Source organism: Oceanisphaera avium, from assembly GCF_002157875.1.
Classification (GTDB): Bacteria; Pseudomonadota; Gammaproteobacteria; order Enterobacterales; family Aeromonadaceae; genus Oceanimonas; species Oceanimonas avium.
In genome coordinates, this window is sequence record NZ_CP021376.1 from 2312501 (window position 1) to 2332451 (window position 19951).

Consider the following 19951-nt stretch of genomic DNA (forward strand, 5'->3'; position numbering starts at 1 on the left):
GAAACCATGACGCCAGTCGTGGTGGAGCCATCCTTGAAATACCACCCTTGTATGTCTGATGTTCTAACGTTGGCCCCTTATCGGGGTTGCGGACAGTGCCTGGTGGGTAGTTTGACTGGGGCGGTCTCCTCCTAAAGAGTAACGGAGGAGCACGAAGGTTGGCTAAGTACGGTCGGACATCGTACGGTTAGTGCAATGGCATAAGCCAGCTTAACTGCGAGACGGACAGGTCGAGCAGATACGAAAGTAGGTCATAGTGATCCGGTGGTTCTGAATGGAAGGGCCATCGCTCAACGGATAAAAGGTACTCCGGGGATAACAGGCTGATACCGCCCAAGAGTTCATATCGACGGCGGTGTTTGGCACCTCGATGTCGGCTCATCACATCCTGGGGCTGAAGTCGGTCCCAAGGGTATGGCTGTTCGCCATTTAAAGTGGTACGCGAGCTGGGTTCAGAACGTCGTGAGACAGTTCGGTCCCTATCTGCCGTGGGCGTTGGATGATTGAGAGGAGCTGCTCCTAGTACGAGAGGACCGGAGTGGACGAACCCCTGGTGTTCGGGTTGTATCGCCAGATGCATTGCCCGGTAGCTACGTTCGGAATCGATAACCGCTGAAAGCATCTAAGCGGGAAGCGAGCCTCAAGATGAGTCATCCCTAGGGCTATACGCCCTCTGAAGGGCCGTTGGAGACGACAACGTTGATAGGTTGGGTGTGTAAGCGCTGCGAGGCGTTGAGCTAACCAATACTAATGACCCGTGCGGCTTAACCATACAACACCCAAGAAGTGTGAGACCTTGCGCTCAAGAGCAACAAACAAATTATCCAGTTAACGTACTAACAGTACGATAATAAAAACATCAGTCTTCCAGATTACAATTTATGCCTGGCGGCCATAGCGCTGTGGAACCACCTGACTCCATGCCGAACTCAGTAGTGAAACGCAGCCGCGCCGATGATAGTGTGGCAGATGCCATGTGAAAGTAGGTCACTGCCAGGCGCCAAATTCAAAAAGCCCTTCACCAATGTGAAGGGCTTTTTTATGCCAGTTATAAAGTGCTATATCTCGGTGTCTTGCTGTTAAGCTATCAGAGCCAACCCGTACATCAGCCGATAGACAGCTCGGTTTTATTCTACATATCAGAGCGAGGCGCAGCGTCTGCCAGCTGTAGTTTTAACTCGGCCGCCCCTTCTTCTAAGTCTATTTTGACCTTAAAGCCAAGCTTACGCGCTAAGGCAATCATGCCGCGATTAGTGGGCATGGTCATACCGCTTAAACTGTGTAAGCCTTTAATAGTGGCATAGCGGATCATTTTCTCCATGAGTAAACGGCCTAAACCTTGGCCCTTAAGATCAGAGCGCACTAGAATAGCAAATTCGGCATCTTCGTTATCGGGATCTGACACCGCCCTGACCACTGCTAAAATTTTTCCATCCTCAGCAATCGCCACAAACGCCATTTCACGGTCATAATCGATTTGCGTCATATGGGCTAACTCTTCGTGCCCAATAACGATATTGGCAAAAAAGCGCTTATATCTATCTTCTTCAGAGACATTATTCACAAACTCTTTATGCGCCGGTTCATCTTCTGGCAAGACGGCACGCATTAAAATAGGGCTGCCATCTTTTAGCGTGGCTCTTTCTTCCCATTCGGTAGGATAAGGCCTAATGGCCAACCTGGCTTGTGCCTCTCCTTCAAAAGGTTCGAGCTTTAAGCTCACATCTAATGCGATTAATTCTTTGCCGGTCGCTAGTAGAGGATGAATATCTAAATGCGTAATCTCTGGATGATTAATAATTAAATGAGATACTTTGGTTAACACCCGACAGACAGCTTCCATATCCAGTGACTGATGAGAGCGGTTAGCCCTTAACTTGCCGGTCTTTAGTGCATGGATCACTAAGTAACGCGCTAGGGTCATATTAAGGGGCAGTAGAGAAACGGCTGCTTGTTCTTCACCGTCCCAATCGATACCACCATCACCTAATAAAATAATGGGACCAAATACTGGATCTGAGCGCACAGCGATATGTAGCTCTTGTGAACCGGCACGCCGCGCCATGGGTTGGACCATCAAGCCGGTTATACGAGAGCCGGGGTAGGAATGACTAACTCGATCGAAGATGGCGTCTGCCGAATGTGCCACCTCGGCGGCACTGCGCAAGTTAAGCACCACGCCCGATACCTCTGATTTATGGACGATGTCGGGGGAGCGCAATTTAAGAGCGATAGGATAACCAATTTGCTCGGCGATATGCGCCGCTTCAGTGCTGTCATTGGCAATCCAAGTAGGCAGTGTTTGTATGCCATAAGCTGCCATTAAGCGGCTCACTTCATGGGTATCGAGTTGATAAATCTGTTGCGAAAATGCTTCTTGAATTAATGACTTTACGGTCTCTCTGTCGCTTGGCATATCTGAGATAGACTCAGGTGTTTCCATTAACAGTTTTTGGTTGCGTCGATACTCTACTAAGTGCATATAAGCACTAGCAGCACTCTCTGGCGTGCGATAAGTAGGAAGACCGGCCTCGGTAAAGTAACGTCTTGCTTCAAAAGCACTGGTTTCACCGGACCAATTAGTAAGAATATTAACGCGCTTAGCGCGCGGATGGGTGTTTAGTAATTGAATAATCCCCTTCGCTACGGCTGAACTAGAAACAGATGCAGAGGGAGCATGCATAATTAAAATAGCGTCGCAGTCATCGCTATCGAGTAACACTTTTAAGCTATCGAGATAACGATTGATAGGGGCATCGCCCACTATATCGATAGGGTTGTTTTTTGACCATGCAGCGGGCAGTACTTTGTTTAATTCGACTGTGGTGTGCTCACTTAAGGTAGCGAGTTTACCGCCGCGACTTATTAATGTGTCTATGGCCATAATAGCTGGCCCCCCACCATTGGTAAGGATCACTAATCGCTCACCGCGCAAGCTTTGGGCATGGTTCAGCGTTTCTACTGCGGCAAAGAGATCGTGAGTGTCTCGCACTCTTAGCATACCTGCGCGACGAATAGCGGCATCGTAGGCGGCGTCCATGCCCACTTTGCCACCCGAGTGCAACTGACTCAGCTCGGCACCTAGGGGAGTGCGGCCGCTCTTTACCACTAGCACGGCTTTATTACGCGAGGCAGTTCTAGCGGCGGTCATAAATGCGCGCGCATCTTGTACAGCATCCATATATAAAAGAATGGAGTGGGTGTGGCGATCGCGCGCTAAATAATCGAGCAGTTGAGCAAAGTCGATATCGCAGGCGTCCCCTAGCGATATAAAGTGAGAAAAGCCCACATCATTATGACGTGCCCAATCGAGAATAGTGGAGCATACCGCTGCCGACTGAGACACAAAGGCAATGCGCCCCGCCTTAGCTGGAAAAGGAGCAAAGCTAACGTTAAGGCCTAAGTGGGGTAGGATCACCCCCATACTATTAGGACCTAGCAGGCGCATTTTATGTAAGCGCGCGCTGGCTTTCATCTCAACTAATTGTTCAGCCATAGTGCCGGCGGCAAGAATAATGACCGCCTTGCAGCCCTTACTTCCTAGTTGCTCAATAATCTCGGGATTTTTTGCCGCAGGCGTACAGACTATGGCTAAGTCGGGGCTGCGGGGAAGACGGCTAATATTGGGGTAGGCCATCACACCCGCTACGGCTTCGTATTTGGGATTAACGGGCATAATAGGGCCGCTAAAATTGCCGGCTAGTAAGTTTTTCATTACCAACTTTCCCGCGCCGTTATCGCGATGAGAAGCGCCGATCACCGCTATGCTTGCGGGGCGAAATAACGCATCTAAACCTTGCAGCGGCATACGCACTCCTTTATGTCGGGGGCAAAATTATGGCAAAATGATATTCACGGCTGCGCACCCTAAAAGCGCAGCGTGCTTTTAATGAGCTTGAAAGTTGTAGCATAAAACTTGCCACTTAGCTTAGCTTGCACTTAAAGGCGTGAGCAAATAGACATTAAGTACTGGCTCATCTGCTTAATTCTATCTTATGTACTTAGCAATCAAGGACACACAATGCCATTTCCTACCATAGAGGACTTCGTGGGTCATACGCCTCTCGTGCGTTTGCAGCGTTTAGCCCGCCATACTAACAGTCAGGTGCTAGTTAAGTTGGAGGGCAACAATCCCGCAGGCTCGGTGAAAGACAGGCCTGCCCTAAATATGATCATTCAGGCTGAAGCGCGCGGTGAGATAACGCCCGGCGATACGCTTATTGAGTCCACGAGCGGTAATACGGGCATTGCGCTGGCGATGGCGGCGGCGATTAAGGGTTATAAAATGATATTAATCATGCCCGATAATGCCACCGAAGAACGTAAAGCCGCCATGCTCGCCTATGGTGCCGAGCTAATCTTAGTGAGCAAAAAAGCAGGCATGGAAGGCGCACGTGATTTAGCCGATAAAATGGCTGCTGACGGTAAAGGGGTGATTTTAGATCAATTTAATAACCCTGATAATCCGCAGGCACACTATCTCACTACAGGTCCAGAGATTTGGCAGCAAACCCAAGGCACACTTACCCATTTTGTCTCTAGCATGGGGACTACGGGTACTATCATGGGCGTATCTCAGTACTTAAAAGAACAAAATAACGCCGTGCAAATTGTCGGCTTACAGCCGTGCGAAGGCAGCAGTATCCCAGGAATTCGCCGCTGGCCAGAAGCTTATTTGCCCGGTATTTTTGAAAAAAGCCGTGTCGATCAAATATTAGATATCAGTGAAGATGAAGCTACAGCCACTATGCTGCGCTTGGCTCGCGAAGAAGGTATTTTTTGTGGGGTCAGCTCAGGCGGTGCAGTAGCTGGTGCGCTCAAGCTTGCCGAGCAAGTAGATAATGCCATTATTGTGGCCATTATTTGTGATCGCGGTGATCGCTACTTATCGTCTGGTGTTTTTAACGGCTAAAGACGGGCAAGAGTGATTAGGGACTGGAAAGCGTGTTTGCTTATCACCACTCACGCCTCCCTCGTCCTTTTTTGCTCTTTTAGGCCGTTAACGCGATATGGCTATCGGTTAATTGCTGCTCGCCTAAATAGACTCGCCCGCCTTGGCTACCTAAATAAAGCGTTTGACCACGTTGGACATTACTTAAATGCTGATGAGGTAGTTGAGCCGTTAATAATTGTCCTGGCCAATCTTTAGGCTCTAACTCTAATTGCACGGCGCTACCTCGTCCGTTCACATCGGTCACCAATACCGGCAGCGGATGCTGGGCGTCTGCGTCAGTGGTAAGGCTCACTTCATGAGGGCGTAAATACCAGCAAGCGGCCCCTTGTTTATGGCTAGCTACTGGTAACTGCAGTGGATAATGACCCACCTTAAAGCGGCTACCATTAAGCTCGCCCTCAATTTTGTTTACTTCCCCGAGAAACTCCAACACAAAACGGCTGGCGGGTGCTTGCCAGATGGCGTCTGGCGAACCAATTTGCTCCACTTGGCCTTGGCTCATGACCACCACTTGATCAGACACATCCATGGCTTCTTCTTGATCGTGGGTAACAAACACGCTAGTAAAGTGCAGCTCATCATGTAAGCGGCGTAACCAGCGGCGCAGCTCCTTGCGTACTTGAGCATCTAAGGCGCCAAAGGGCTCGTCGAGCAATAGCACACTGGGCTCTACGGCTAAAGAGCGTGCTAACGCGACTCGCTGGCGTTGGCCACCTGACAGTTGAGCGGGGAAGCGCTCGGCAACGTGAGATAACTGGATCATCTCAAGTAGAGCGGTGACTCGGCGCTTAATGTCAGCCGCGCTAGGGCGCTGGCCTTTAGGCATAATAGTAAGGCCAAAGGCGATATTGTCGAACACCGTCATATGGCGAAAGAGTGCGTAGTTTTGAAATACAAATCCTACCTTGCGATCTCTGGCATGTAGCTGAGTAACGTCGTTACCGTTAAAGTGAATTCGTCCCTGATTGGCATGCTCAAGACCGGCAATAATACGCAGCAAAGTGGTTTTGCCTGAGCCAGAAGGACCCAGCAAGCCCACTAACTGCCCGCTGGGTAAGTCTAGATTAATATTATTTAGCACTTGGTTTTTGCCGAAGGACTTGTGAATACCCTCAATATGAATACTCATGTTGACTTACTCCTGTGCTTCAGCGCGTTGCAAGCGCCATTCAAGATAAGATTTAATTAGCAAAGTGAAAATGGCCATCAAGGTTAACAGTGCCGCGGCGGTAAAAGCACCGACTGCATTGTAGTCTTGATGTAATAACTCCACATGTAATGACAGCGTATTGGTTTCACCGCGAATACCACCGGAAACCACAGACACGGCACCAAATTCACCCACGGCGCGGGCGTTGGTTAAAATAACGCCGTACAAGAGTGCCCAGCGGATATTAGGTAAGGTGATTTTGCGAAATAGCTGCCAACCACTAGCACCCAGTAATACGGCCGCTTCTTCTGAGTCGGTACCTTGGCTGCTCATAAGCGGTACTAATTCTCGGACCATAAAGGGGCAAGTTACAAACACCGTCACCATGACGATGCCGGGCCAAGCAAACATGAGCTGCATATCGTAATTGTCGAGCCAGCTACCGATAGGACCATTGACGCCATACATCAGCAGGTACAATAAGCCTGCTACTACAGGTGACACGGCAAAGGGCACATCAATTAAAGTCAGCAGAAATTGGCGGCCACGAAAGTTAAAGCGGGTCACCAACCAAGCCAGCAAGGTGCCAAACACTAAGTTAATGGGTACAGTCAGTGCGGCTACCATTAGCGTTAAGCCAATAGCATGTAACATGTCTGGCTCATTTAAGTTCTCAATCACGCCACCGACACCGGCGGCAAAAGCACCGGCAATAATCGCCAGCAGCGGCACCACTAATAGCAAAATAGACAGCACTGTGCCTATGGTAATTAAACACCAGCGGCCCCAAGGGCGAGGTTGAGTAATATTAAGAGTGTGCTCCATTAGCCGTTACCTCGCACGCGACGCATAAAACGACCTTGGATGCCGTTAATTAAAAACAACAACAAGAAAGACGCTAATAAGATGACGCTGGCAATGGCACTGGCGCCGGCTAAATCAAATTCTTGGATCTTGATAAAAATCATCAAAGAGGTAACTTCGGTTTGCCAAGGCATATTGCCGGCAATAAAAATAACGGCACCAAACTCACCCAAACTACGGGTAAAAGACAGCGCGGTGCCGGTGATCAATGCGGGTTTTAATTCCGGTAGTACTACACGGCTAAAAGCTTGCCAAGGGCTTGCGCCTAAGGTTTCAGCCGCTTCTTCATATTCAGGCCCAAGATCTTCTAGTACCGGCTGTACGGTGCGCACGACAAAGGGCACGCTGGTAAACACCATGGCCACCACTATGCCCACCCACGTATAAGAGACCTTAATGCCCACATTAGCTAACGCCTCGCCATACCAACCGTTGGTGGCAAACAGTGAGGCCAAAGTTAAGCCTGCTACTGCCGTGGGTAGAGCAAACGGCAAGTCCATTAAGCCATCTAAAATGGCCCGACCTGGAAAGCGATAGCGCGTTAAAATCCAAGCCATAAGCAGGCCAAATATCATATTAAATAAGCTAGCAGCGGCAGCGGCGCTGGCGGTCACCTTATAGGTGGTAACCACCCTAGGGTCACTAATAATCTGCCAATATTGCTCCCAGCCCATTTGGCTGGTGCTGATCACAAGACCGGTTAACGGCAACAAGATAATCAAGCTCACAAATAGCAGGCTAGTGCCCATGCTCAGGGTAAAGCCCGGTAATACTCGCTTTGAAGAACCCAAGAGCGCCATCATGACTTAGCGTCCTTGAGCCTGAAGCTGGTCTAGCGTGCCACCGTTAGCAAAGTGATCTTTCATGGCTTGTTCCCAGCTACCGAACACATCTTCTACCTTAAACAGCTCAGTTTCGGGGAACTTATCGGCAAATTCATTAGCCACGTCTTTATCATTTACGCGATAGTAGTTTTTCGCCAAAATACGCTGTGCTTCGGGGCTATATAAAAACTCTAAGTAAGCTTTAGCTTCTTTTTCGGTCTTGTTGCGCTTTACGTTCTTATCAATCCAAGTCACCGGGAATTCGGCTAATACATCTACCGGTGGCACTACCACTTGGTAACCATCAGCGGCATACAAGTCGCGAATATTGTTTACTTCAGACTCAAAAGTGATTAATACGTCACCAATACCACGGTCGATAAAAGTAGTTGTTGCGCCCCGACCGCCGGTATCAAACACAGCGACTTGCTTGATCAGCTTGCCCATGTGCTCACGAATTTTATCTTGGTCGCCATCAAACTTCTGATGGGCGGCACCCCAAGCAGCAAGGTAGGTGTAACGCCCGTTGCCTGAGGTTTTTGGATTAGGGAACACTAACTTTACATCTTCACGAGTTAAGTCATCCCACGTTTTAATATTTTTTGGGTTATCTTTTCGCACTAAGAACGCCATAGTGGAAACATAAGGCGAGCTGTCGTTAGGTAGGCGCGCTTTCCAATCTTCTGGGATTAGTTTGCCTTTTTCATAGAGTACATCTACGTCTGTGACTTGGTTATAAGTCACGACGTCGGCGCGCAAACCTTGCAAAATCGCCTGAGCTTGGCTGGATGAGCCGGCGTGGCTTTGCTTAATAGTGAGCTTCTCACCGGTTTTTTCTTCCCAGTGCTTAACGAATACCGGATTAATTTCAGCGAACAGTTCGCGTGCTATGTCATAGCTGCTGTTTAGCAGTTCTTTAGCCTGCAATGGACCTGCGGTGGTTAAGCCCGCAGTTAACAGCAGAGTTGCGATCAGTGTTTTGCGCATAGTGAACTCCAAAACAAATAGGGTGGATATGCATCTATACTAATAGATCCATAAGTGATTGATAAGTCATTTCATATTCTTTTTAGTTATACATAAGCAGGCGAGAGTATAATACCCCTACGCCGTCGTACGTTTACGCCGTACGTGGTAAGTGAAACAGAGGGTGTTAGTATTTTACGTGTTGCGCGAGACATAAAGCTTACAAAAAAAAGGCCTGCAACTGCAGGCCTTTTAGAGTGGTTTACCTAAGAGCGGTTACTGCGAAGCGGCGCTCGCAATGGGTTGTGCAGGTTTAGCAATTAAAGAGCGAGTTTCTTCAATGGCTTCGGTAATAATAATTTGTACTACCTGGCCTAGCTCATATAACGGCGCTTTATCTAGATAAACGCGGCCATCATCCCAGCTGCACTCTAAGCGATCGCGATTGGCTAAAATAAGTGACGAGGGCATAAATACCCCGGCGCCATTTTCATGTAAACGCAAACGCACGCCACCACGACTCACATCTACTACATCCGCATCAAAGACTTTACCTTCGGCTACGGCCGGCTTTAAGAAGCGTACATATAACCAATCAGCAATATCGCGCTCGGCACGGCGATGCATACGGCGCTGATCCGATAAATGAGTCGCTAGCTCATTGCTAGGTAACAGGTCTTTATGATCTTGGCCTGCCAAGACTGCTTTAATAAGACGATGATTAATAATATCGCCGTATTTGCGAATAGGTGAGGTCCAAGTAGCGTAGGCATCTAAACCTAAGCCAAAGTGAGCACCTGGATTGGCGCTCATGGCGGCAAAAGATTGGAAGCGACGAGTACGGCTATCTAAATAAGAAGTTTCGCGCTCATCTAACCAACGGCGCAAGGCACAAAAACCCGCTAGCGTATTGATAGTGGCGGGGTCAAAAGGGGCATCGTGTGCGGTTAATAGCTCAGTTAAGCCGTCCATTTTTTCGCTATCAAAGCCGGCATGCACGTTAAAGATACCCGCGCCCACATGCTCGTTTAGCCAGTTACCACAGGCTAAGTTGGCAGCAATCATCGACTCTTCTACCATTTGGTTGGCAATACGACGGTAATCCACCAAAATAGCCGTGACATTGCTGTCGGCGTCTAGCGCAAAGCGAAAATCGGGGCGGTCTTTAAACACGATGGCATGCTTAGCTCGCCAAGCGGCGCGCACTAAAGTAAAGGCATGCATTTGACGGATCTGCTCAGCAATAACTTCATTAGCTGGCTGCCAGTCGCCTTTTTCTTCAATCCAATCAGACACATTGTCGTAGCTTAAGCGCGCGTGCGAGCGCATAGTCGCGGCAAAAAATTCTGCTTTATCTGCGACTTTACCTTCATTATCAATAAATAAGCGGGCACAAATAACGGGACGCTCTACGCCCTCTTGTAATGAGCACAGCTCATCAGACAAGGTGCGTGGCAACATAGGGATATTACGCCCTGGCAAGTAAGCGGTAAAAGCGCGCTCAGCGGCCACTTTATCCATCACACTGCCTTGGGGTACATACGCCGTGGGATCGGCAATGGCCACTAACAGTTCCCAGCCGTCATCAAGCTTTTTAATGCTTAGCGCATCATCCATATCCAGCGTGGATTCGGCGTCTATGGTGAAAAAGGGGATATCCGTGAGATCACGACGCGCTAAGGTATCGGGCACTTGCTGCCAGTCTTTGCTGTCTTCGGGGGCGACTTTAGACAGATTATTGCGCGCTAGTACCACCCACCAAGGGGCAATAGGATCATCAACACCGGCAATCACTTCCACTACATTGGCGAAAAAACCATTGCCTTTTAGCGGGTGTGAAGTCATTTCAGCCAGCACCCAATCGCCTTCTTTTAAGCTTTTTTCATTTAAGCCTTTAACGGTGCGGGCTTTAATGGCTTCGTTCATTAAAGGGTGGTCGGGTACCAAGTTTAATCGGTCACGAAACCACTTAACGCGAGCTACAAAGCGGGTTACGCCGGCTTCAATTAGTTTTTCTGGCTCTACCAGCTCGCGCTCATTTTCGGTGCGTAAAATAGCGGTAATATGATCGCCATGCATGACTTTTTTCATGTGGGGCGGGGGAATAAAGTAACTTTCTTTTTCGCCGACTTCTAAAAAGCCAAAGCCTTTAGATGTGCCTTTAACGACACCTTCTTTGATAGTAAGGTCGTCACGCATTTGTTGCTTTAGCTGAGCTAATAGGGGGTTATTTTGAAACATATATAGAAACCTGTCGAAATATGCAGCTGACTATACGGATTTAGCCCTCATAAGCCAAGCAGAGCGTGAGCGCCAAGTTACGCTAATTGCTGCGTTAGAGCGGCGTGAGTCCGCTAATCAGTGGCAATCCGTGGTGATCTACGCCTGAGTCTAATAAATACCGACAGCGGCCTAAGGCCAGAGGTGCCTCCCCTAGCCATTGGCCAGATAAGTAAGCAAGCTGGCTCTGTCCAAAGCCACTTTGTAAGCTATCGCCAAGCAATACGGCTTGCCCTAACTGTTGAGCGTGGCGCACCAATGCTTGGTTATAAGCTAAGCCGCCTAGCTGACTGGGGCGAATAAGCAGTGCGCTGGCAAAACTAAACGCCCCTAAATCGACTTGCTGAGGCGGTGGTGTATCTAAATAGCGTGCTATATCCAGTGCCACTGGAATGTTAGCTTGCTCTGCCAACCCTTGAGCTTGTGCAAGGGTGGTGCCCGCATCCATTATCCAATCGATACGTTGCCCGTCGATACGTGACCATAAGTCTTGGATATATTCGTCGCTAAATTGGCCCGCTCCATCCAGCACTAAGCGCACCTTAGGTGCTAATAAACACAACTCGCGAATTAAGCCGGCGTCATAGTGAATACTGCCGGTAAGGGTAAGCCAAGCCAAGGCGGGGTGAATACGCCGACAGCGCCATGCGCGCACTAGAGGGTCGCGTGCTCCTTCTAACAATGGCAAGTTTAAAGGACTCGTTTTAAGGGAGAATGGCGCGCTAGGGAGCTGAGCTAAGGCGCAATCTAGACCAAACTGTACGGCAGGGGTGTGAGCATTATGAGCCAGTCCTTGGCGCAGGCGGGCACAGGCTTGGCGAGCATCTTTGGCGACCAGCGCCATGTCTGCCGTAAGCGGTGGCGCTATTTCTCCCCAAGCGTCATTAATTTGGACAAAAAAGCCCTGTCGCTGGCCAATCATCTGCTGGGCAAAGACTAGCGGCTGAGTGAGTGATAATTGATAAGGATAAAGACTAATAGACATCCGTTCTCGCCTTAAAAAGAAAGCACGCCGCCGCGATGCGACTTAAGCTAACCGACAGCTAATTTCACCTGAAGATACCAGTTGAGGCGAACAATGACAGCCTAACAGAGAATGAGTTATTGGTAATTTTTGACTGAGCGTGCCAGTGAGCTTTGCTTTTGTGATCTGGATCTGCTTTACTGGCCACTATCTTGTCGGAGTGCTCTATGGAGCTGAGACCACGAATGTGGGATCCGTTGAACCTGATCAGGCTAGTACCTGCGTAAGGGAAGCAAGTGAGAAATTGGCGTTTTTCCCCTCTACCATTTTCTTTATCAACACTCCTGACAAGCTTTTTCACCCAACACGGATTCAAGTGAGATGGCTATGTCAACTAAAGCAGTAACCCAAGTTTCAGAGCAACAATCTAAAAAAACTAATCGTCGCGAAATTCGCAGCCAAGCCCAAGCCTTTATCGATAACCTTAAAGGCGAGCAATTCCCTAACTCTAAACGTATTTATGTCCAAGGCTCACGCCCTGATATTCAAGTCGCGATGCGTGAAATCCACCTTGCCGACAGCTTTAAAGGTGGCACCCAAGAGCAACCCCTTCTTGAGCCTAATGCGCCAGTACCCATTTACGACACTTCAGGTCCTTATGGCGATGCCGAGGCGAAGTTAGATGTGCGCTTAGGCTTGCCTCAGCTGCGCCGGCAGTGGATTTTAGAGCGCAACGATACCCAAGAATTAGCCCAAGTGAGCTCAGCCTTTACCCAAGAACGCATGGCCGATGAGGGCCTGGATCATTTACGCTTTGAGCAACTCCCTCAGCCTCGTAAAGCTAAGCCAGGCAAACGTGTGACGCAAATGCACTATGCGCGCCAAGGGATTATTACCCCAGAAATGGAATACATCGCCATTCGAGAAAACATGGGGCGTGAGCGGGTGCGCGACGAAATGTTGCTCCAACAGCATAAAGGTGAAAGTTTTGGTGCTAATTTACCAGAGCGTATTACGCCGGAGTTTGTACGCAAGGAAGTAGCAGAAGGGCGCGCGATTATCCCCGCCAACATTAATCATGCCGAGTCTGAGCCGATGATTATTGGCCGTAATTTCTTGGTGAAGATTAATGCTAATATCGGCAACTCAGCGGTGACCTCCTCCATTGAAGAAGAAGTAGAAAAACTGGTGTGGGCAACGCGGTGGGGCGCGGATAACGTGATGGACTTATCCACGGGGCGTAATATTCATGAAACTCGCGAATGGATCTTGCGCAACAGTCCAGTGCCGATTGGCACCGTTCCTATTTACCAAGCGTTAGAAAAAGTGAATGGGGTGGCCGAAGACTTAAACTGGGAAGTATTTCGTGACACCTTAATCGAGCAGGCCGAGCAAGGCGTGGACTACTTCACGATTCATGCCGGCGTCTTGCTGCGCTATGTGCCCATGACCGCCAAGCGCGTCACCGGAATTGTATCGCGCGGTGGCTCTATTATGGCCAAATGGTGTTTATCCCATCATAAAGAAAGTTTTCTTTATGAGCGCTTTCGCGATATTTGTGAAATTTGTGCCGCCTATGATGTGTCATTATCGTTAGGTGATGGCATGCGCCCAGGCTCGATTGCCGATGCGAACGATGAAGCACAATTTGCCGAGCTGTATACCTTGGGCGAGCTCACGAAAATTGCCTGGGAATATGATGTACAGGTAATGATTGAAGGCCCAGGCCATGTGGCCATGCATATGATTAAACGTAATATGGAAGAGCAGCTTGCACATTGTCATGAAGCGCCTTTTTATACATTGGGTCCGTTAACGACTGATATCGCGCCGGGTTATGATCATTTTACCTCAGGGATTGGTGCGGCTTTAATTGGTTGGTATGGCTGCGCTATGTTGTGTTACGTCACGCCTAAAGAGCATTTAGGGCTACCTAACAAAGAAGACGTGAAGCAAGGCTTAATCACCTATAAGATAGCCGCCCATGCGGCCGACTTAGCCAAAGGTCATCCGGGTGCGCAAATTAGAGATAATGCCTTGTCTAAGGCGCGATTTGAGTTTAGATGGGAAGATCAGTTTAACTTAAGCTTAGACCCACAAACGGCCCGCGATTATCACGATGAGTCTTTACCCCAAGAATCCGGTAAAGTCGCGCATTTTTGCTCTATGTGTGGCCCCAAGTTTTGCTCAATGAAAATTACTCAAGAAGTGCGAGAATATGCCGCCGCGCAAGAAGCGATAGCCATTAAGCTAGTCGACATAGATGGCAACCAAGAGACAGTACTGGCGGGCATGGCAAAAATGTCAGAAGAGTTTAATAAGCGCGGTGGTGAGCTTTATCATCAAGCGGATCAATTGGAGAAAGAATTAATATGACAAGACCCATAGTCTGGACCATAGCCGGTTCTGATTCGGGCGGCGGCGCTGGCATTCAGGCCGACTTGCACACTATTCACGCACTGGGCGGCCACGGCTGCTCGGTTATTTCTGCTATTACCGCCCAAAACTCGGTGGCCGTTTCTATGGTCGAGCCGGTTCTAATGCAGGCATTTAGCCAACAATTAGTGGCCCTAGCCAGCGACTTACCGGCTCAAGCCATTAAAATTGGACTATTGCCAGGCGGCTTGCGTGCAGAAGTATTGGCTCGTTACCTACGTGAATATCGCCGCCAATGGCAGCCATATGTGGTGTATGACCCGGTGGCGATTGCGAGCACCGGCAAAGCCATGGCACAAGAGAGTCTGTTGCCGGCAATTAAACAGCACTTGCTAGCCGAGGTGGATCTTATCACCCCCAACGCCATTGAGTTGGCGGCGTTGTCGGGCATTACGCCCGACTCGCCTGCTAATGTGCGCAGGGGTGCCGCGGCGTTATTAGCAATGGGCGCGCGCGCCGTCCTTGTTAAAGGAGGGCACTTTGATTGGGCGCCAGAGCAAGCGATCGATTTTTATACCGATGGTGAGCGTGAAATTTGGCTAGCCAGTGCGCGTGTAGAAACCACGCACGGCCATGGCACGGGTTGTACCTTATCCTCCGCCATCGCGACTGCCATTGCACTCGACTATCCTATCGAAGATGCGCTGGTGTTAGCTAAGGCTTATGTCACTCAAGGTCTAAAAGCAGCCCAAGGGCTAGGCGCGGGTCCTGGCCCAGTTGCACACTTAGGTTGGCCAACGGATCTTAATGATTTTCCAACCGTCGTTATGCCAGGCTCGACGCTAGCTGAGCAGTTAGGTATTAGCGGACCCCACCCTAAGGCGGAGTTTGCGCCTATGGACACCTTAAAGCTGGGTTTATATCCGGTGGTGACCAGCGTGAGCTTATTAGAGCAACTGTTAGACTGGGGCGTGCGCACTTTGCAGCTGCGCATTAAAGACAAAACCGATGACCAAGTAGAAGCGGATATTAAAGCGGCAGTTGAGCTAGGCCAGCGTTTTAACGCGCGCTTATTTATTAACGACTACTGGCGCTTGGCCATTAAGCATGGCGCTTATGGTGTGCATTTAGGCCAAGAAGACATAGAGATTGCCGACTTAGAAGCGATTCGTGCCGCCGGTATTAAGTTGGGTCTTTCTACTCACGGCTATTATGAAATGCTGCGGGCTCGCGAGCTTAAGCCCTCTTATTTAGCGCTGGGTCATATCTTTCCGACCAAGACTAAAGATATGCCTTCTCGGCCACAGGGCTTAGAGCGTTTACATCGCTACGTCGCCTTGATGGAAACCGAGTTTCCACTGGTGGCGATTGGTGGCATTAGCCGCGACCGAGTGCCATTAGTTGCTGAAACGGGGATTGGCAGCATAGCGTTAGTCACCGCCATTACCGAGTCTGACAATCCAGAAGCCGCAACGCGCGAATTATTAGCGCTAGTGGAGGGGTAAGATGGTTAGCGACAGCCAGCTCACCGACGACGAATTTATGCGCTACAGCCGCCACTTACTGCTAGAAGAAGTGGGCGAGCAAGGGCAGCTAAAGCTTAAGCAGGGTTCAGTACTGATTGTCGGGTTAGGCGGCCTTGGCTCGCCGGCGGTGCAATATTTAGCCGCGGCGGGGGTGGGTACCTTATGGTTAGCAGATTTTGATCATATCGAGGTTAGTAACCTACAGCGCCAGACGCTGTATGATATGAAAAGCTTAAAGCACAGTAAGGCAGAAACGGCACGCATTAAGCTACAAAATCTAAACCCTGAAGTAGAAGTCATTGCCATTAATCAAAAAATGGATGAGCAAAACTTAGCCGCTTTTGTGGCTGAGGTCGACTTGGTGTTAGATTGCACCGATAATATCCTCATTCGCCAGCAACTCAATGCCGCCTGCTATCAGGCTGGTAAACCGTTGTTAGTAGGGGCTGCGATTCGTTTTGAAGGGCAATTGCTGGCGCTAGACCCTAAGCAAGATCACGGTTGTTATCGATGTCTTTATGGCACCGATATCGGGGAGCGACTTAATTGCAGCAACTCAGGCGTAATTGGCCCTGTGGTGGGCACTATTGGTATGCTGCAAGCGCTGGAAGCCATTAAGTTTTTTACACAAACCGGTAGCGTACCTTGGGGTGAGCTAAAACTATTTGATGCCAAAAACCACAGTTGGCATGGCTTGCGGGTACCAAAAGATCCCGCTTGTCCGGTCTGTGGATCCTAAGGGAGGTAAAGAATGCAAATCACCTTAAATGATAAAACCATGATGTTGACCGAGGGCATTACCCTCGGTCAATTATTACAAGATCTTGAACAAGATAAGCCGGGCGTGGCGGTGGCGCTAAACCAGAGTGTGGTGGCGCGTGGCCAATGGTCCGAGCAAGTTTTAAATGAAAACGATAAAGTTACGTTATTTCACGCCATAGCCGGAGGCTAATATGAGTCTTACCATTGCCGATAAAACCTTTAGTTCTCGTCTTTTTACCGGAACCGGTAAATTTGCCAGCCGTCAGCAGATGAAAGATGCGTTTTTTGCGGGTGGCTCAGAGATGGTCACCATGGCAATGAAGCGCGTTGATTTGGTTAATCACAGCGATGACATTTTGCCGCCCTTGCTGGAGTTAGGTGTGCATTTGCTGCCTAACACTGCAGGCGCGCACACCGTAGAAGAGGCGTTATTTGCAGCGCGTTTAGCTCGTGAGGCACTGGGCACGAACTGGTTAAAACTTGAAGTGCACCCTGATCCTAAGTATTTGCTGCCTGATCCCATTGAAACACTAAAAGCGGCGGAGATTTTAGTTAAAGAAGGCTTTATCGTCTTGCCTTATTGCAGCGCCGACCCTTTATTGTGTAAGCGCTTAGAAGAAGTAGGCTGTGCCGCTGTCATGCCACTGGGTGCGCCTATTGGCACCAATAAAGGCTTAGTGACTCATGATTTTCTACAAATCATTATCGAGCAGGCTAAGGTTCCGGTGATCGTTGATGCGGGAATTGGTGCGCCAAGTCATGCGGCTTACGCCATGGAGTTGGGGGCCGATGCCGTGCTAGTTAATACTGCTATTGCTACTGCGCGCGATCCTATTGCTATGGCCAGTGCTTTTAAATTGGCAGTGGAGTCGGGTCGTCAAGCGTATTTGGCTGGGTTACCAACCAAAAGCCAATATGCCCAAGCAACCAGCCCGCTGACTAATTTTTCTCAAAAGTAACTTAGTTTTACCTAATAAAAAAACCTGCTGCGGCAGGTTTTTTTATATCTAACCCTTGCGCTTCAGTCAAATTAAGACGCAGCCTCTGCATTTAGTGTGACTAAACATGGTGTGAGTGGCTAACAGCCGTTAAGCTAAAGTGACCGCCTACTCGCGTCCCGCCCTTGAGCGAAACCTACCTAATATCGATGAGGATAAGTAAATGAACAATACGCACAGTGTGGTGATCGGCTATGTGTTATGGATTTTTGGTTTTATGGGAGCGCACCGCTTTTACTACGGTCGCCCTATTAGCGGCATTATTTACTTCTTCACGCTGGGCTTATTTTTTATTGGCTGGATTGTGGATCTCTTTTTAATTCCCAGCATGGATAAATCCGCCGACCGCCGTTTTACTAAAGGCAGCAAAGATTACAACATTACCTGGATTTTAATGACTTTTCTCGGCATCTTTGGCGCGCATCGTCTTTACATGGGCAAGTGGATCACGGCTATTTTATGGTTTTTTACCGGTGGTTTCTTTTTGATAGGTTATCTTTATGACTTTTGCACTTTAAACAGCCAAATCGACGAAGTTAACCGAAATTCAAGAAGGTTATGATAAGTAACGGTCATAAACCATACGTTATCTAGGTGCTTAATCTTAATTTTCCGTGTATTGAGTGGCAAAAAAATATTGAGTCTTTAGAAATTAGCTTACAGCGGACGGCTAGCTGTTAAAGCATGCCTTCGATAGGGAGATAGCCAAAAGCCCACACTTGAAAACGCCGCCACTGGCTAGCTTCTGGCTCGTGGCTAATAAGAGTTGCGGGCTGGTGAGACTCATCTCGCCATATTAAACGTTCGCGCTTGCCCCACCATGCTTTAGTAGATATTACATCTAAGTGCCATGCATGCTCGGGAAGATCATTCAAAAAAGTGGTACTGGCTGTGCTAGCTAACGTTTTACTATAAATAAGTACCCCAATTTCGGTATTTAAATTAATGGAACGGGGGTCTAAATTCATAGAGCCCACAAACAAAGTATCGCGATCAAAAATCATGGTTTTAGCATGTAGACTGGCACGTGATGAGCCGGGTAAGTCTTTTTTGTAACTGTTATTTTTAAGCGCACTGGCACTGGGTCGTAATTCCCACAGCTCTACGCCTGCTGTTATTAATGGCTTACGATAGCGGGCATAACCGGCGTGCACCGCCGGCACATCATTTGCGGCAAGCGAGTTAGTTAAAATCGTAACTTTGGCGCCTGCGTCAATCCAACTTGCAAAACGACTTACCCCATTGTTACCAGGAATAAAGTAGGGCGAGACGATCAATGCCTCGTTTTCGACTTCACTAAGTAAGGCATTAAGCGCAGGCGCCATATGGCCGTGGGTATTATCGCTAGCATTAAGAATTTTATCTGGCGTGTCATAAATTAGGCTAAAGTCGGCCCAGTGAAACGCTAACGAACCTTGTTTTAATTGCTCGACTAATTGCAGCGAAGCAAGTCGTGCTAGATAAGTTTGGCTGCGCTCACTGTTCATGGCGCTATGCAGTTGCTGGCGCGCCTTAGTGAGAGCGGTGGCTCCTTGGCCTTGTTCAAATTGCTGAACGGGGCTTGATAAAACATGGTTCCAATAGAGATCAAAAGCGCCAGATACCTGTGGCGCAAAACTTCCCACCCCTAATACATCTAAGTCAGTGAAGTTGGTGTGCTCATCGGCGCCAAAGTAAGTATTACCAATATTACGCCCGCCAATAATAGCGGCCTGATTATCGGCAATAAATGACTTATTGTGCATCCGCCTGTTTACCCGCTTAAAGCGAGTGATAAAGTCTAAGTAAGGCATCACTCGGTTGCTAAAAGGATTAAATAAGCGCACTGAGATATTAGGATGTTGCGCTAAGGCGGCAAGCAACTTTTCTTGACCATGGTGGCCAAAGTCATCGAGTAGTAAGCGCACTCGCACTCCGCGGTCTGCGGCGCGTAATAAGTAATGACTAAAAAGCTTGGCGGTGTCATCGTCATGAAACAGATAATATTGAATATCTAGCGTTTTATCGGCCGCCTCCATTAATAACAAACGCGTTACAAAAGCATCTAAACCATTACTTAATAAGTAAAAGCCAGAGCTGGCTGTTTGAGCCTTTGCCTCTTGCGCTATGCCTTGGCCAAGGCGCGTGTCTTGAGTATCGCTAAATGCCGAGCTAATAGGGCGATAAACTTGCGCTTGCGCCCCACAACCGCTTAAATAACTACTCAGCAATAAGATAAGGCTTAGATAAAACACGTGAAAATTAGCGGTCATAGCGGCGTCTTTTTATAAAAATTAAGCTTAAGTGT

The 19951-nt window shown here is 48.8% G+C and carries 15 protein-coding genes, 2 rRNA genes and 1 riboswitch (1 of these 18 only partly in view); of the genes, 9 read left to right on the top strand and 8 right to left on the bottom strand.

Annotated features, from left to right (window positions below; translation table 11 throughout):
- Together CBP12_RS10580 and rrf are read left to right on the top strand one after the other, a co-directional pair.
- Nucleotides 1-772, top strand: a 23S ribosomal RNA gene (locus CBP12_RS10580); it begins 2119 nt to the left of the window's first position.
- Between the two features lie 112 nt (nt 773-884).
- Nucleotides 885-999: ribosomal RNA gene (rrf, locus tag CBP12_RS10585) — 5S ribosomal RNA — on the top strand.
- Between the two features lie 133 nt (nt 1000-1132).
- Here rrf and CBP12_RS10590 read toward each other — a convergent pair.
- Nucleotides 1133-3808 (bottom strand): bifunctional acetate--CoA ligase family protein/GNAT family N-acetyltransferase, encoded by a 2676-nt coding sequence (locus CBP12_RS10590; RefSeq protein WP_157420101.1) that lies wholly within the window; start codon nt 3806-3808, stop codon nt 1133-1135.
- A gap of 213 nt (nt 3809-4021) precedes the next feature.
- Here CBP12_RS10590 and cysM point away from each other — a divergent pair, with 213 nt between their 5' ends.
- Nucleotides 4022-4912, top strand: coding sequence for a cysteine synthase CysM (gene cysM / locus CBP12_RS10595; RefSeq protein WP_086964397.1), 891 nt, complete (start codon nt 4022-4024; stop codon nt 4910-4912).
- 79 nt (nt 4913-4991) lie between these two features.
- Here the strand turns inward: cysM and cysA are convergent, their stop codons facing one another.
- The 6 genes from cysA to CBP12_RS10625 all read right to left on the bottom strand — a co-directional run bounded on the left by cysA (nt 4992) and on the right by CBP12_RS10625 (nt 12023).
- Nucleotides 4992-6083 carry a sulfate/thiosulfate ABC transporter ATP-binding protein CysA gene (gene cysA, locus CBP12_RS10600; protein WP_086964398.1) on the bottom strand — a complete coding sequence of 364 codons (1092 nt, stop codon included), beginning with the start codon at nt 6081-6083 and terminating at the stop codon, nt 4992-4994.
- Between the two features lie 6 nt (nt 6084-6089).
- A complete protein-coding gene (gene cysW, locus CBP12_RS10605; RefSeq protein ID WP_086964399.1) occupies nt 6090-6929 on the bottom strand; it encodes a sulfate/thiosulfate ABC transporter permease CysW in 840 nt (279 codons plus the stop codon).
- Nucleotides 6929-7771, bottom strand: a complete 843-nt coding sequence (gene cysT, locus CBP12_RS10610) for a sulfate/thiosulfate ABC transporter permease CysT (protein WP_086964400.1) — start codon at nt 7769-7771, stop codon at nt 6929-6931. Before cysT ends, cysW begins: the two co-directional genes overlap by 1 nt.
- 3 nt (nt 7772-7774) lie before the next feature.
- Entirely contained in the window at nt 7775-8779 is a 1005-nt protein-coding gene (cysP, locus tag CBP12_RS10615; protein ID WP_086964401.1) for a thiosulfate ABC transporter substrate-binding protein CysP, read from the bottom strand.
- Nucleotides 8780-9034: 255 nt separating this feature from the next.
- Nucleotides 9035-10999: an exoribonuclease II gene (locus CBP12_RS10620; RefSeq protein WP_086964402.1), complete on the bottom strand. Its 1965-nt coding sequence runs from the start codon at nt 10997-10999 to the stop codon at nt 9035-9037.
- Nucleotides 11000-11093: 94 nt separating this feature from the next.
- Nucleotides 11094-12023, bottom strand: a complete 930-nt coding sequence (locus CBP12_RS10625) for a hypothetical protein (protein WP_086964403.1) — start codon at nt 12021-12023, stop codon at nt 11094-11096.
- Nucleotides 12024-12208: 185 nt separating this feature from the next.
- A riboswitch (TPP riboswitch) is annotated at nt 12209-12311 on the top strand.
- A 78-nt stretch (nt 12312-12389) separates the two neighbouring features.
- On the opposite strand from CBP12_RS10625, the gene thiC reads away from it, so the two are divergent.
- The 6 genes from thiC (at nt 12390) to CBP12_RS10655 (ending at nt 18226) form a co-directional block, all read left to right on the top strand.
- A complete protein-coding gene (thiC, locus tag CBP12_RS10630) occupies nt 12390-14378 on the top strand; it encodes a phosphomethylpyrimidine synthase ThiC (protein WP_086965542.1) in 1989 nt (662 codons plus the stop codon).
- Nucleotides 14375-15883, top strand: coding sequence for a thiamine phosphate synthase (gene thiE, locus CBP12_RS10635; protein ID WP_086964404.1), 1509 nt, complete (start codon nt 14375-14377; stop codon nt 15881-15883). The genes thiC and thiE overlap by 4 nt, the downstream gene beginning before the upstream one ends.
- A 1-nt stretch (nt 15884) precedes the next feature.
- Nucleotides 15885-16643, top strand: coding sequence for a HesA/MoeB/ThiF family protein (locus CBP12_RS10640; protein ID WP_086964405.1), 759 nt, complete (start codon nt 15885-15887; stop codon nt 16641-16643).
- Between the two features lie 12 nt (nt 16644-16655).
- Nucleotides 16656-16856 carry a sulfur carrier protein ThiS gene (gene thiS / locus CBP12_RS10645; RefSeq protein WP_086964406.1) on the top strand — a complete coding sequence of 67 codons (201 nt, stop codon included), beginning with the start codon at nt 16656-16658 and terminating at the stop codon, nt 16854-16856.
- Nucleotide 16857: 1 nt separating this feature from the next.
- On the top strand, nt 16858-17625 hold the full coding sequence (locus tag CBP12_RS10650; protein ID WP_086964407.1) for a thiazole synthase: 768 nt from the start codon (nt 16858-16860) through the stop codon (nt 17623-17625).
- Nucleotides 17626-17827: 202 nt separating this feature from the next.
- On the top strand, nt 17828-18226 hold the full coding sequence (locus tag CBP12_RS10655) for an NINE protein (protein WP_086964408.1): 399 nt from the start codon (nt 17828-17830) through the stop codon (nt 18224-18226).
- A gap of 115 nt (nt 18227-18341) precedes the next feature.
- On the opposite strand, the gene CBP12_RS10660 is transcribed toward CBP12_RS10655, so the two are convergent.
- Nucleotides 18342-19916: a phospholipase D family protein gene (locus CBP12_RS10660; protein WP_086964409.1), complete on the bottom strand. Its 1575-nt coding sequence runs from the start codon at nt 19914-19916 to the stop codon at nt 18342-18344.
- Nucleotides 19917-19951: the final 35 nt, after the last annotated feature.